This is a genomic window from Amycolatopsis sp. NPDC047767, from assembly GCF_040704195.1.
GTDB lineage: Bacteria > Actinomycetota > Actinomycetes > Mycobacteriales > Pseudonocardiaceae > Amycolatopsis.
Genome location: NZ_JBEYSJ010000008.1, coordinates 72179 through 85756, shown reverse-complemented (window position 1 = coordinate 85756; position 13578 = coordinate 72179). Strand labels below are relative to the sequence as shown.

Annotated in this window: 14 protein-coding genes; 4 read left to right on the top strand and 10 right to left on the bottom strand. The window is 71.2% G+C overall.

Annotation, left to right across the window (positions count from 1 at the left end; translation table 11 throughout):
- The first annotated feature begins 19 nt into the window (after positions 1-19).
- On the top strand, positions 20-691 hold the full coding sequence (gene shbA / locus AB0878_RS16825; RefSeq protein WP_366580715.1) for an RNA polymerase sigma factor ShbA: 672 nt from the start codon (positions 20-22) through the stop codon (positions 689-691).
- On the opposite strand, the gene AB0878_RS16820 is transcribed toward shbA, so the two are convergent.
- Genes AB0878_RS16820 through AB0878_RS16810 form a run of 3 tightly spaced genes read right to left on the bottom strand, consistent with a single transcriptional unit; the run spans position 688 to position 2833 of the window.
- The gene (locus AB0878_RS16820) at positions 688-1521 is read right to left on the bottom strand and encodes an amidohydrolase family protein (protein ID WP_366580713.1); all 834 of its coding nucleotides are present in this window, start codon (positions 1519-1521) and stop codon (positions 688-690) included. The two genes, shbA and AB0878_RS16820, sit on opposite strands and share 4 nt — an antisense overlap.
- A complete protein-coding gene (locus tag AB0878_RS16815) occupies positions 1518-2498 on the bottom strand; it encodes an aldo/keto reductase (RefSeq protein ID WP_366580711.1) in 981 nt (326 codons plus the stop codon). The genes AB0878_RS16820 and AB0878_RS16815 overlap by 4 nt, the downstream gene beginning before the upstream one ends.
- Positions 2495-2833, bottom strand: a complete 339-nt coding sequence (locus tag AB0878_RS16810) for an L-rhamnose mutarotase (RefSeq protein WP_366580709.1) — start codon at positions 2831-2833, stop codon at positions 2495-2497. The genes AB0878_RS16815 and AB0878_RS16810 overlap by 4 nt, the downstream gene beginning before the upstream one ends.
- 80 nt (positions 2834-2913) lie before the next feature.
- Here AB0878_RS16810 and AB0878_RS16805 point away from each other — a divergent pair, with 80 nt between their 5' ends.
- Positions 2914-3633, top strand: coding sequence for a FadR/GntR family transcriptional regulator (locus tag AB0878_RS16805; protein ID WP_366580707.1), 720 nt, complete (start codon positions 2914-2916; stop codon positions 3631-3633).
- Positions 3634-3737: 104 nt separating this feature from the next.
- Here the strand turns inward: AB0878_RS16805 and AB0878_RS16800 are convergent, their stop codons facing one another.
- From AB0878_RS16800 to AB0878_RS16775, 6 genes are read right to left on the bottom strand one after another with little or no spacing between them, the layout of a single operon-like run.
- A complete protein-coding gene (locus tag AB0878_RS16800; protein ID WP_360599787.1) occupies positions 3738-4754 on the bottom strand; it encodes an ABC transporter permease in 1017 nt (338 codons plus the stop codon).
- The gene (locus AB0878_RS16795) at positions 4747-6270 is read right to left on the bottom strand and encodes a sugar ABC transporter ATP-binding protein (RefSeq protein WP_366580705.1); all 1524 of its coding nucleotides are present in this window, start codon (positions 6268-6270) and stop codon (positions 4747-4749) included. Before AB0878_RS16795 ends, AB0878_RS16800 begins: the two co-directional genes overlap by 8 nt.
- Positions 6267-7301 carry a sugar ABC transporter substrate-binding protein gene (locus tag AB0878_RS16790; protein WP_366581106.1) on the bottom strand — a complete coding sequence of 345 codons (1035 nt, stop codon included), beginning with the start codon at positions 7299-7301 and terminating at the stop codon, positions 6267-6269. The genes AB0878_RS16795 and AB0878_RS16790 overlap by 4 nt, the downstream gene beginning before the upstream one ends.
- Positions 7302-7344: 43 nt before the next feature.
- On the bottom strand, positions 7345-8103 hold the full coding sequence (locus tag AB0878_RS16785; protein WP_366580703.1) for an SDR family oxidoreductase: 759 nt from the start codon (positions 8101-8103) through the stop codon (positions 7345-7347).
- Complete coding sequence (locus AB0878_RS16780; protein WP_366580701.1) at positions 8100-9401, bottom strand: enolase C-terminal domain-like protein; 1302 nt, start codon at positions 9399-9401, stop codon at positions 8100-8102. The genes AB0878_RS16785 and AB0878_RS16780 overlap by 4 nt, the downstream gene beginning before the upstream one ends.
- A 1-nt stretch (position 9402) precedes the next feature.
- Positions 9403-10263 carry a fumarylacetoacetate hydrolase family protein gene (locus AB0878_RS16775; RefSeq protein ID WP_366580699.1) on the bottom strand — a complete coding sequence of 287 codons (861 nt, stop codon included), beginning with the start codon at positions 10261-10263 and terminating at the stop codon, positions 9403-9405.
- A 356-nt stretch (positions 10264-10619) separates the two neighbouring features.
- On the opposite strand from AB0878_RS16775, the gene AB0878_RS16770 reads away from it, so the two are divergent.
- Complete coding sequence (locus tag AB0878_RS16770) at positions 10620-11663, top strand: DUF2235 domain-containing protein (RefSeq protein ID WP_366580697.1); 1044 nt, start codon at positions 10620-10622, stop codon at positions 11661-11663.
- A 3-nt stretch (positions 11664-11666) separates the two neighbouring features.
- Here AB0878_RS16770 and AB0878_RS16765 read toward each other — a convergent pair whose 3' ends face one another.
- Entirely contained in the window at positions 11667-12893 is a 1227-nt protein-coding gene (locus AB0878_RS16765) for an FAD-dependent oxidoreductase (protein WP_366580695.1), read from the bottom strand.
- 202 nt (positions 12894-13095) lie between these two features.
- On the opposite strand from AB0878_RS16765, the gene AB0878_RS16760 reads away from it, so the two are divergent.
- On the top strand, positions 13096-13299 hold the full coding sequence (locus AB0878_RS16760) for a hypothetical protein (RefSeq protein ID WP_366580694.1): 204 nt from the start codon (positions 13096-13098) through the stop codon (positions 13297-13299).
- Positions 13300-13578: the final 279 nt, after the last annotated feature.

The window sequence follows — 13578 nt, the reverse complement described above, 5'->3', positions numbered from 1 at the left end:
GGTCGCCGGGGAGACGACCATGACAGCACCGTCGAAGACGTCCCGCACCGAAGCAGCCGCCGACGAAGCCGACGTCCCAGGCTACGTCACGCCCGAGACGCTGCCGAGGCCCGCGGGACGCCTGACGAAAGAAGATCTCGACCCGCTCGTGGTCGCCGCCGGTCGGGGGGACCAGCGCGCGATCACCGAGCTGCTGCACGTGTTGCGGCCTGTGGTCGCCCGCTACTGCCGGGCGCGCATGGGCGGGCGCGACCTGTCCTACCTCTCGGCCGACGACGTGGCCCAGGACGTGAGCATGGCCGTCCTCAAGGCCCTGCCCGACTACCAGGACCGCGGCGGTTCGTTCCTCTACCTCGTGCACGCCATCGCGGCGAACAAGGTCGCCGACGCCTACCGGGCCGTTGCGCGGGACCGGTCCGAGCCGGTGCCCGAGCTGCCGGAGCGGCCGCTGTCGGGTGGCGGCAACGAGCCCGAGTCGTATGCGCTGCGGCTCGACCTCGGCTCCCGCCTGCAGGAGATGCTCACCCGCCTCGCTCCGCTGCAGCAGGAGATCCTGACCCTGCGCATCATCGTCGGCCTCAGCGCCAACGAGACCGCCGAGACGCTCGGCATCTCCGCCGGCAACGTCCGCGTGACCCAGCACCGCGCCCTGACCAAGCTGCGCGACATGGTCCAGGGCGAAGAGTTCTAGAGCTCCAGCCCGTACACGCGCTTCGCCGTGTACTCGAAGACGTCGAGTCGTTCGGGGTCCGTCAGCGGACCCGTGAGCGACATGGCCGCGTCGAGCACCACCTCGTAGGCCGCCGCCAGCTCGCACACCGGCCAGTCGGAGCCGAACAGCACGCGTTCGGTACCGAACGACGTGAAGACGTGGTCGGCGTAGCGGCGCAGGTGCCCGATCTGCCACTGCTGCCAGTCGGCCTCCGTGACGAGCCCGGAGAGCTTGCACGCCACGTTGTCCCGCGCGCCGAGCGACGCGATCCCGTCAGCCCACGGCTGCCACTCCCCCGCCGCGATGGCCGGCTTCGCCGCGTGGTCGAGCACGAGCCGCAGCTCCGGCAGATGCTCGGCCACCTTCCGCGCCGCCGCGACCTGCGCGGGCGCCACCAGCAGGTCGTACACCAGCCCCGCCGCGCCGACGGCCGCCAAGCCGCGCAGCACGTCCGGGCGCAGCAGCCATTCGGGGTCCGGCTCGTTCTCGACCTGGTGGCGGATGCCCACGAGCGGGCCGAGCTCCTTCAGCCGCGCCAGCCGGTCGGCGACGTCGGGCGCCGTCAGGTCCACCCAGCCCACCACACCGGCGATCACCGGCTCGGCCGCGGCCGTGGCCAGGAACTCCTCCGTCTCGCTCTGGTCGGAGAGCGTCTGCACCAGCACGGTGGCGTGCACGCCGGCCGCGTGCGTGACCGTGCGCAGATCGTCCACTGTGTACGGACGACGGATCGGGTCCATCGCCGCGCCGCCGAGCCACGGGTAGTCACGGCGGGCGGGGTCCCACAGGTGGTGGTGGGCGTCGATCACTGCGGTCCTCCAGACGTCATGGGCCGGCCGACGGCGTCTGCGCGCAGCAGACCGGCGTCGACGAGGTCGGTCCACACTACGGCGGGCACGACCTTGGCCGCGCGGCGCGCGTTCACCGCCACCTGCCCCGCGTCGTGCGCCCCGACGACCACCGATACCACGGCCGGGTGTGAAGCCGGCAGCGCGAGCGCGGCCTCCGGCAGCTCGACGCCGTGGCGGGCGCAGATCTCCGCGATCCGCCGCGCCTTCTCGACGAGTTCCGCCGGCGCGGCCGCGTAGTCGTAGATCGCACCCGGTTCCACGGTGGCGAGGATGCCCGCGTTGAACACGCCGCCCGCGACCACGCCGACGCCGCGGTCGAGGCACAGCGGCAACAGGTCGTCGAGCGCCGGCTGGTTGAGCAGTGTGTAGCGCCCGGCCATGAGCACGTGGTCGAGGTCGAAGCGGCGGACGAACTCGGTGAGCATCGGCGTCTGGTTCATCCCGGCGCCGACCGCGCCGACCACGCCCTGCTCGCGCAGCTGGAGCAACGCCGGGAACGCGCCGTTCACGGCCTCGGTGAAATGATCGTCCGGGTCGTGCACGTACACGATGTCCACGCGGTCGAGGCCGAGCCGGGCCAGGCTGTCTTCCAGCGACCGCAGCACGCCGTCACGGCTGAAGTCCCAGCGCCGCCGGTAGGTGGCCGGAACGTCGAAGCCCTGGTCGTCGCGCTCGCCCGGCGCCGCGGCGTGGGGTTCGAGCACGCGCCCGACCTTGGTGGAGAGCACGTACTCGTCGCGCGGATACGCGGCGAGTGCCGCGCCCAGCCGCCGTTCGGAGAGCCCCAGCCCGTAGTGCGGGGCGGTGTCGAAGTAGCGGATGCCCTCGTCCCACGCGCGCCGCACGGTCGCGGCCGCCGTGTCGTCGTCGATCGCCTGGTAGAGGTTGCCGAGCTGCGCGCCACCGAGCCCGAGCGGGGAGAGCTTCACGTTCACTCCTTCACCGGAAGTTCCCAGACGAGCCCCAGGGCCGTCGAAGTATCGGACCGGCTGTCGTCCGTGTCGAGCAGCCGGTTGATGCGGATCTGCCACTCGATGTCGGCGGGATCGTCGGCGAGCGCGGCCTTCATGGCGTCGAAGTCGTCGACCTCGACGAAGTGGAACAGGTCGAGCCCGCTGCGCCAGATCCGCCACGTGCGCACGCCGGCGCGGCGCAGCGCGGTGTCGAGCTCGGGAGGGATCACGGCGTGCACGGACTCGTACGTGGCCTCTTGACCCGGTTTGAGCCGAGTGCGCAGAGCAACACTTTGAGGGGCCGAGCCGTGGGTCATGTCTCCTCCTGACGAGTTACGTGGCACTCTGTGTTCAGAACACCGAAACATCCGAGGTCTCTTGAGGGAGGGCGGTCTCGATGCCCGTCACCGATGTCGCGATCGACAAGATCAAGGACATGATCATCTCGGGGGAGCTCGCGCCGGGCGACCGGCTGCCCAAGGAAGCCGAGCTCGCCCAGCGGCTGGGGCTCTCGCGCAGCTCCCTGCGCGAGGCCGTGAAGGCGTTGTGCCTGATCAGGGTGCTCGACGTGCGCCAGGGCGACGGCACGTACGTGACCAGCCTCGAGCCGAACCTGCTGCTCGACGCCATGACGTTCGTGGTCGACTTCCACCGCGACGACACCGTGCTCGACTTCCTGGCCGTGCGCCGGATCCTCGAGCCGGCCGCCACGGCGCTGGCCGCGCTGCACATGAGCAAGGACGACATCACCGAGCTCGGCGCGCTGCTCGACGAGCTCGCCGACGCACCGACGGTGGAGGCCCTCGTGGCCAACGACCTGCAGTTCCACCGCAAGATCGCCGACGGTTCGGGCAACCCCGTGCTGTGCTCGCTGCTCGACAGCCTCTCGGGCCCCACGGCGCGGGCGCGGATCTGGCGCGGCCTCACGCAGGAAGGCGCGGTCGCGCGCACGCGGGAGCAGCACACGGCCATCTACGAGGCCATCGCCGCCCGTGAGCCGGAGCTGGCCCGGTCGTGGGCGACCGTGCACGTCGCGGGCGTCGAGCAGTGGCTGCGCAGCACGCTCACGCAGACCGAGACGGAAGAGCCGGGCGAGCCCGCGGCCGCCGCCTCCTGAACGACGCCGAAGTTCCGTGAAGGGCCCCTCGAAGGACATCGAATCCGTCGCGGGACCCTTCACGAAACGGCGAGAAGGTCGGATGATCACGGCCCAGCCGCCGATCAGGTCTGCGGCTTTCCGCCGGCGTAGCGGCTGATGATCAGAGCGATCAGGATGATGCCGCCGTAGATCGCCTTCAGCCATTCCGCGGGCACCTGCGCGATGCGCAGCAGGCTGTCCACCGACTGCAGGAGCAGCACGCCGGTCAGGGCGCCGACGAGCGTGCCCTTGCCGCCGTCGAGCGAGACGCCGCCGATCACCGCCGCGGCGAAGACCTGCAGGATCAGGCCGTCACCCTGGTCGGCGCCGAGCGCGCCCACGTAACCGGTGTAGGCCAGGCCGCCGATCGCGGCCAGCACACCCGCGACGATGAACACCGCCCACGAGATCCGGTCCACCCGGATGCCCGCGGCGCGTGCGGCTTCGCGGTTGCCGCCGATCGCGTACAGCGAGCGGCCGACGCGGTGGTAGCGCAGGCCGAGCCCGAAGAGCAGGAACAGCACCGCGGCGAGCCACACCGACATCGGCAGCCCGGCGAACGTCGTCGTCGCCAACGCCGTGAACGCGTCGAGCTGGTCGAACAGCGTCTTGCCGTTGGTGGAGCCGATCTGCGTGCCGCGCAGCACCGTGAGCATCGCCAGCGTGACGATGAACGCGTTGAGCTTGAGCTTCACGATCAGGAAGCCGTTCACCAACCCGATCAGCGCGCCGACCACGGGGATCGCGAGCAGGCCCAGCGCCGCCGGCCAGCCCGTGCCGAAACCCGACGACGTCGCCGGGATCACCAGCATCGCGCCGATCGCGGGCGCGATGCCCATCGTCGATTCCAGCGACAGGTCGAACTTCCCGGTCAGCAGCACCAGCGACTCGCCCAGCACCACCAGCGACAGCGCGGCGGCGGCCGAGAGGATGCTGATCACGTTGTCGAACGTGAAGAACGAGTCGCTGATCAGCCCGCCGATCACGAACACGACCACGAGCGCCGGCAGCAGCGCCAGCTCGCGCAGCCACAGCGACTTCCGCCGTTTCGGGGGCGCCGCGGGCAGCGCCGTCTGCGGATCGCTCATCAGCTCAGTCATGGAGCCCGACTCCTTCGATGTCGGCCACGAGGTCTCCGTCGGACCAGCCGGCCTGGTGTTCGGCGACGACGGCACCGGCGCGCAGCACCAGCACCCGGTCGGCCAGGCGCAGGTCGTCGAGCTCGTCGCTCACGATCAGCACGGCCTTGCCTTCGGCCCGCACCCGGTCGACGACCGCGAGCAGGGCCTCCTTCGACTTCACGTCCACGCCGGCCGTGGGGTTGATCAGCACGACCACCCGCGGGTCGCTCTCCAGCGCCCGGGCCAGCACGACCTTCTGCTGGTTGCCGCCCGACAGGTCGGCCACCGGCTGTTCCGGCCCGGCCGCCACGATGTCGTACGACTTCAGCGCGCGGGCCCCGCGGTCGTGGCGCGCCTTGGGCGACGCGAACCCGGCCGGGCCCATGCGGTCGAGCACGGACAGCGTGGCGTTGTCCATGATCGAGTGCTCCAGCACCAGACCCTCGTGGTGGCGATCGCGCGGCACGCAACCGATGCCGGCGTGCACCGCGGCCGGGATGTCGCCCGGGGGCAACGGTTTCCCGTCCACGGACACGGTTCCCGCCGAAGGCGAGCGCAGCCCGTAGACGGTCTCGGCCACCTGGTGCTTGCCGCTCGCGTTGCTCCCGGCCAGCCCCACGACCTCACCGCGGTGCACCCGCAGCGACACGTCGTGGAAGCCGTCACCGGACAGCGCGTCGACCGTGAGCACCTCGGCGGCGTCCACAGCCAGCGGGTCGCGGCTCGCCGCGTCGCGCACGGACAGCCCGCCCTGCTCGCCGGTCATGGCGTCGACCAGCTGCGGCCGGCTGACGTCGGAGACGGGCGCGGTGAGCACGTGCTTCGCGTCGCGCAGCACCGTGACGGCCTGGCACACCTCGTACACCTCGTGCAGGTGGTGGGAGATGAACAGGAACGTCACACCGCTGCGCTGCATCTGGCGCATGCGCTCGAAGAGCCGCTCGATGGCCTGGCTGTCGAGCTGGGCCGTCGGCTCGTCGAGCACGATGAACCGCGCGCCGTAGCTCAGCGCGCGGGCGATCTCCACGAACTGGCGGTCCTCCACCGAAAGCTCACCCGCCGGCGTGTCCACGTCCACGGCCACGTCCCACGAGTCGAGCAGCTCGCGGGCCTGCCGGCGCAGCTTGCGCCAGCCGATGGCGAAGCCGCCGCGCGCCTGCCGGTTGAGGAACAGGTTCTCGGCCACCGTCAGCTGCGGCACCACCATGGCGTGCTGGTACACGCACGCCACGTGGGCCTTCCAGTCGTCCTGTTTGGACAGCGGCGGCGCGGGCACGCCGCCGAACTCGACGCTGCCGGTGTCCGGAAGGGACAGTCCGGTGAGGATCGACACGAGCGTGGACTTGCCCGCCCCGTTGCGGCCGACCAGCGCGTGCGACTCGCCGGCGTGCACGGTCAGGCTCACGTCGTGCAGGGCCACGGTGGGCCCGTAACGCTTGCCGACGCCGTGGGCACTCACCACCGGCGCGGCCGTCTCGGGGGCGGGCGCGCTCACAGGTTGTTACCCCACAACGCCTTGTCGTCCACGTTGTCCTTGGTCACGACCGGGGCCGGCAGCTGGTCCTCGAGGATGCCGGGGCTGATCTCGACGATCGTGGAACCGTGGTCGGTCGGGCCGGGCTGGAACTTCTCCCCCGCCATGGCCTTCTTGAGCCAGTACATGCCGTACTTCGCGTAGGCGTCGGCCGGCTGCGACACGGTGGCGTCGAGCTCGCCCGCGCGGATCGCCGCGAGCTCCTGCGGGATGCCGTCGTTGCTCACCAGCACCACGTGGCGCGGGTCGCTCGTCGGGAAGAACAGGTTCTTGCGCTTGAGCGCCTGCTCGGTCGGCGCGAGGTACACGCCGCCGGCCTGCATGTAGACGCCCTTGATGTCGGGGTTCGCGGTGAGCAGGCTGTCGAGGCCCGAGGACGCCTTGTCGGCCTTCCACTCCGCCGCGATCTCCAGCACCTTGATGTCCGGGTACTTCGACTTCATGCAGTCGCGGAACGCGGCCGAGCGGTCGCGGCCGTTGACCGAGGCGAGGTCACCCATCACCTGCACGACCTTGCCGCTCTTCACGCGCTTGCCGATCTCGTCGCACGCCTTGGTGCCGTAGGCCTTGTTGTCGGCGCGCACGACCATGGCGACCTTGCCGCTCTCGGGCGCGACGTCGACCGCGACCACCGGCACGCCCTTGTTCTCGGCCTGCTTCAGCCCGGCGACCACCGCGGCGGAGTCGATCGGCGTCACGACCAGGCCCTTGACGCCCTGGTTGAGCAGGGTGCCGATGTCGGTGATGAGCTTCGCCGGGTCGTTGTCGGCGTTCACCGTCGGCAGCGCGTCGAGGCCGGTCTCCTTGGCCATCTGCGGCACGTAGTTGTTGTAGGCCTGCCAGAACGGCGAGGTCAGCAGCGGCAGCGTGGCCCCGACCTTCCCGCCGGTGTCGCCACCGCCGCCCGCCGAGGCGGCCGGTTTGTCCTTCGTGGACCCGCACGCGGTCAGGACCAAACCACACGCGGCCGCCGCGGCGGCGAGCCGGATCACCTTCGTACGCACCGCATCCTCCTTGATGACATGCAAACGAGCACTAGTTCTGCACAGGTCCCCGCGGGCGCAGGCCGTGCATGCCGCCGTCGACCGCGAGCGCGGTACCGGTGGTCGACGCGGACAGCGGGCTGGCGAGGTAGGTAATGGCGCCCGCGACCTCGTCGGCGGTCACGAGCCGGCCCATCGGCTGGCGCGCGGCCAGTGCCGCGCGTTCGGCGGCCGGGTCGGCCGCCGCGTCGAGCAGGCGCCCGACCCACGGCGTGTCCGCGGTGCCGGGGCACACGCAGTTCACTCGGATGCCCTCGGGCAGGTGGTCGGTGGCCATCGCGAGCGTCAGCGACAGCACCGCGCCCTTCGTCGCGGAGTACAGCGCACGCCGCGGCAGGCCCGCCCACGCGGCGATGGAGCACGTGTTGACCACGGCCGCCGAAGGCGAGGCCTTCAGGTGCGGCAGCGCGGCACGCGTGACCCGGACCATGCCGACCACGTTCACGTCGTAGACGCGGTGCCACTCGTCGTCGCTGTTGTCCGCCACGTCGCCGGCCGCGCCGATGCCGGCGTTGTTGACCAGCACGTCGATCCGTCCGAAACGCTCGGCGACGGCGTCGATCGCGGCGCGGACCTCGGCGTCGGCCGTGACGTCGCAGCGGAAGCCGGCCAGCGGCTCGGGCACGTCGTCGGTCTTGAGGTCCAGCACGGCCACCTGCGCGCCGCGTTCGGCGAGCAGCGTGGCCGTGGCCAGGCCGATCCCCGAAGCGCCGCCGGTGACCACGGCGACCAGGCCGTCGAACTCGCTCACTGGGCGTCCTCCGTCCACTCTGGACCGTCCGGGAAGCGGAACCGGCGCAGGGTCGCGTCGTGCATCCGCGCGGAGAACCCGGGTGCGGTCGGGGCCAGGTACCGGCCGTCGCGCACGACGGCCGGGTCGGTGAAGTGCTCGTGCAGGTGGTCGACCCACTCGATGGTGCGGTCGGTGTCGTCGCCGGAGACGGCCACGAAGTCGAACATCGACAGGTGCCGCACCAGCTCGCACAGCCCGACGCCGCCGGCGTGCGGGCACACCGGAACGCCGAACTTGGCCGCCAGCAACAGGATCGCGAGGTTCTCGTTGACCCCGCCGACGCGCGCGGCGTCGAGCTGCAGCACGTCGATCGCGCCGGCCTGCAGCAGCTGCTTGAACACCACGCGGTTCTGCACGTGCTCGCCGGTCGCGACCTTGATCGGCGCCAGCGCCTTCGCGATGGCCGCGTGACCGAGGATGTCGTCGGGCGAGGTCGGTTCTTCGATCCAGTACGGGTCGAACGGCGCGAGCTCCGTCATCCAGGACACGGCCGTGGCCACGTCCCAGCGCTGGTTGGCGTCCACGGCGACGCGGATGTCCGCGCCCACCGTCTCGCGCGCCAGCTTCATGCGGCGCACGTCGTCCTCGAGGTTGCCGCCGACCTTCAGCTTGATCATCTCGAAGCCGTCGGCCACGGCCTGCTCGGCCAGGCGCACCAGCTTCGCGTCGGAGTAGCCGAGCCAGCCCGGCGACGTGCTGTACGCGCGGTAGCCCTCGGCTTCGAGCTTCGCGATCCGCTCCGCGCGGCCGGGTTCGGCGGCGCGCAGGATGTCGAGCGCCTCCTGCTCAGTGAGCGCGTCGGACAGGTACCGGAAGTCCACGAGCGACACCAGCTCTTCCGGCGTCATGCGCGCCGCGAACTTCCACAGCGGCAGGTCGGCCCGGCGTGCGGCGAGGTCCCACGCGGCGTTCACGACCGCGCCGATCGCCATGTGGGCCACGCCCTTTTCCGGGCCCAGCCAGCGGAACTGCGAGTCGCCGATGAGGTCGCGCGACAGCTGGCCGAGCGCCTTCGCGTCCTCGGGAACGTCGCGGCCGACTACGTGCGGCGCGAGCGCGCGGATCGCGGCGGCCTGCACGTCGTTGCCGCGGCCGATGGTGAAGGCGAGCCCGTAGCCGTCGGGGCCGAGGTCGGTGTGGAGCTCGACGTAGGCGGCCGAGTAGTCGGGGTCGGGGTTCATGGCGTCCGAGCCGTCGAGCTCCCGCGAGGTCGGGAACCGGACGTCGAGCACCTCCATGCCGATGATCTTCGCCATGTCAGGCCTGCCTCAACGTCTGGCGCTGGCGGCCGAGGCCGTCGATCTCCAGCTCGACGACGTCACCCTCGCGCAGGTACGGCTTCGGTTCCGGCTGCCCGAGCGCGACGCCCTCGGGGGTGCCGGTGTTGATCAGGTCGCCGGGGCGCAGCACCATGAACTGGCTCAGGTAGTGGATGATCTCGGCGACGGTGAAGACCATGTCCTTCGTCGAGGAGTCCTGCACCTTCTTGCCGTTCACCCACGTGCGCAGGCCGAGGTCCTGCGGGTCGGGCACCTCGTCGGCGGTCACGAACGCCGGGCCGAGCGGGTTGAACGTCTCGCAGTTCTTGCCCTTGTCCCACTGGCCGCCGCGGTGCAGCTGGAACTCGCGCTCGGAGACGTCGTTGGACACGACGTAGCCGGCGACGTACTCCAGCGCTTCCTCGACGCTGTCGAGGTACCGGGCCTGCTTGCCGATCACGACGCCGAGCTCGACCTCCCAGTCGGTGCTGGTGGAACGGCGCGGGATGAGCACGTCGTCGTCCGGGCCGACGATCACGTCGGGGGCCTTCATGAACAGCACGGGCTCCGTCGGCACGGCGGCGCCGGTTTCCTCGGCGTGCCGGCGGTAGTTCATGCCGATGCAGAGGACCTTGCCGGGCGAGGCCAGCGGCGGGCCGACGCGCAGGCTCGCGGTTTCCGCGCCGGCGGCAGGCAGCTCGCCGGCTTCGAGCGCGGCGGCGACGCGGGCGAGGCCGTCGGCCGCGAGAAACGCGCCGTCGACGTCGGCCGTGAGGCCGGAGAGGTCGTACAAGGTGCCGTCACCGGCACGCACGAACGGTCGCTCTTCTCCCGCGGCTCCGAGACGCACAAGCTGCACGGACGTTCCCCTCTCACCACAGCCACATCAAGACATCCGATGTATAGCGCATGGACCGCGTTGGATCCAGAGGCTTGGAGGATTTGTTGCCAAAATTGATCGGATCACCGTAGTGGCGCCTCGCGACGCACCGGCACCGATCGTGCCCCGGCCCGGCCACGGCCGCACTCCGGAGCGGGACCGCTTTCGTCGGACCTTTCCGCGCGCGAACCGGCAAGGGGTGAACACCCCGTGGTCTCCCGGTGTTTTCCTTGCCACACCGCGGCTTCGGTACCGATTCCGCCGAACCCGTTGAAAACACCGCCGGGTCGTGACTTGATGGCTTCCGACCCAACGACGCAGTGAACGAGGTGGGGATGTCCAAGCGGATCCTGATCTGCTGCGACGGCACGTGGGACTCGGCGGACCTGGCCGACGGCGGCGTGCCCGCCCCGAGCAACGTCACGCGGCTCGCACTGGCCACCGCGCCGGCCGACGAAGCCGGCACGGAGCAACGGGTCTTCTACCAGTCGGGTATCGGCACCACGCGGCAGCGGCTGGTCGGCGGCGCGTTCGGCGTCGGGCTCTCGCGCAACGTCCGCGAGGTCTACACCTATCTCGTGCGCACCTACGAACCCGGCGACGAGATCTTCTTCGTGGGCTTCAGCCGCGGCGCGTACACCGTGCGCAGCGTGGCCGGCTTCATCCGCAACTGCGGCCTGCTGCGCCGCCAGCACCTCGGCCTCGTCAAGCGCGCCTACGGCCTCTACCGCGACCGCAGCGACAAGTCCCACCCGCACAACACCGAGGCCACGCTCTTCCGCCGCACCTATTCGCACGAGCCGCGGATCCGGTTCATCGGCGTGTGGGACACGGTGGGCGCGCTCGGCGTGCCGCTCACCGGATTCTGGCCGATCGACGTGTTCAACCGCCGCTTCCAGTTCCACGACACCGCGCTGAGCTCCACCGTGGACGCCGCGTTCCAGGCCTTGTCGATCGACGAGCACCGCAAACCGTTCGTGCCCTCGATCTGGGCGCCGCCCACCACCCCCGGCACGAACCAGATCGAGCAGGTCTGGTTCGCCGGCTGCCACTCCGACGTCGGCGGCGGCGGGCACACCCAGCACAGCCTCTCCGACATCCCCCTGCGCTGGCTCGCAGGCCACGCCGCCCTCAACGGCCTTGCGCTCCTGCCGGACTTCCCCGGCGACCCCGACGCCCTGGGCCCGATGTTCCCGTCCCGCACGGGCTTCTACCGCCTGCTGCCCTCGGTGACCCGCGGGATCGGCACCACGGACCCGAAGCACGAGTTCGTGGCCTCCAGCGCGGTCACGCGCCACAAGCTGTCGGCGGACTACGCGCCGCCGAACCTGGTGGGGTACCTGGCGCTGGACGGGCCGGTCATGCCGGTGGAGGCCTGAGCCTCACCCGACGTCGGCCAGGTTGCCCGACTTCAGCTCTTCGTCGCTCACCTTCATGCGCCCGTCCACCAAGCGCTGCAAGGCATCCCCGTCGTCCCACTGGTTCACGTTCATCGCGGCGTGCACGTCGCCCTCGGTGCCGACCCAGAAGGCCGTGAAGTCGCGCGCCGCGAGGTCGCCGCGAACGACGAGGCGGTCGCGGTCGAGGTCGGCGAGGCCGCGGTACTCCATGCCGAGGTCGTACTGGTCGGAGAAGAAGTACGGCGAATCCAGGTACGGCTCGTTCTCCCCCAGCAGGTTGCCGGCCACGTGGGCGCCCTGCGTGCGCGCGTTGGCCCAGTGCTCGACGCGCACGCGGTGGCCGTAGCGCGGGTGGAAGTGCGACGCGATGTCGCCCACGGCGTAGACGTCCGGGGCGGCGGTGCGCAGGCCGGCGTCGACCGCGACGCCGCCGTCGTCCGAGAGCTCGAGGCCTGCCGTGTGGGCGAGTTCCACGCGCGGGGCGGCGCCGACGGCCACGAGGACCACGTCGGCCAGCAGCTCCTCACCACTCTGCAGCCGCACGCCGCGCACGCCGCTCGGGTCGCCCGTCACCTCCGCGACGCGCTCGCCCAGGCGCCAGTGCACGCCGTGTTCTTCGTGCAGGGTGTGGAAAACCCCGGCCACCTCGGGACCGAGGACCTTGCCGAGCGGCAGGCGCCCGGGCGCGACCACGGTCACGTCCGCGTCGTGCGAGCGCGCGGCCGCCGCGGCCTCGGTGCCGATCCAGCCGGCGCCGATGACCACCACGCGCCGGGCGTCGACGAAGGCCGAGCGCAGGCTGAGCGAGTCGTCCAGCGTGCGCAGCGTGTAGAGGCCCGGGAAGTTGCCGCCGGGCGCGGTCAGCGGACGCGGCCGGGAACCCGTCGCGAGCACGAGCCGGTCGAAGCGGTGCTCGCCGCCGGCGTCGTCCAGGACCAGGCGCGCGCCGAGCTCCAGGCGGGTGGCCGTGAGGCCGGAGGCGAGCCGGATGTCGTGGGCGGCGTAGAAGCCCTCTTCGTGCACCCAATCGGGTTCGTCGGTGGTGCCCAGCAGCACGCCCTTCGACAGCGGCGGCAGCTCGTACGGCCGGTGCGGATCGGAACCCATCAGCAGCACGTCGCCGCCGAAGCCCTTCTCACGCACCGCGGCGGCGGCCGAGGCCCCCGCCAGACCGGCCCCGACGATCACGATCTTGCTCGGCTGTGCCATCCCGGCCTTCCCGACCTCCCGAGTCCCCGCCACCTGCCGCCCGGACGCTACTCCCGTTGCCCGGACGGCACATCCCAGGTGAACCCGCCCGGAGAACCCGTCGGTAGGCAATTCGGGTGAACCCGCGTAAGAGCCGCGTGAGGCGCCGGTCCCACCCCCGCACGAAGCACGACCGCAACGCGGAATCGGGAGGGCGAGAGCCGTGACAGACCGGGACGAGTGGTCCATCGGCTGCCGGGATCTGGCGGGCAGGCGCAGGGACGTGACGGTATTCGTGAGCAGCGACGACAAGATCGTGCTCGTCGCGCCACCAGGCGAAGCGGCCGTACTCGGCCCCCTCGACGTCGGCCGCCTACGCGCCGCCCTGCGCGACGCCGTCGTGGCCATGGCGCAACACCCGGAGTGATCGTGTTTTTTGCCTCGGCTCCGCCGAGGCGTGCGAGATCGCCTTTGAGCCGGTGTTGGGATCGGGCGGTCTGACCGGCCGGGGGCCGATCGCACCGCCCGATCCCAACACCGGCGCGATCTCGCTCCATGGTTGCCTTGCGGACCTCGGCGAGCCCTTGCGGTGTCGCCACGGCAGATCACCCGGTCCCCACCACCGGTGACCTCACCGAACCCTCCTGTACTTCTGCCTCGACCCCGCCGAGATGCGCGAAACCGCCCTTGAGCCGGTGCCGGCATC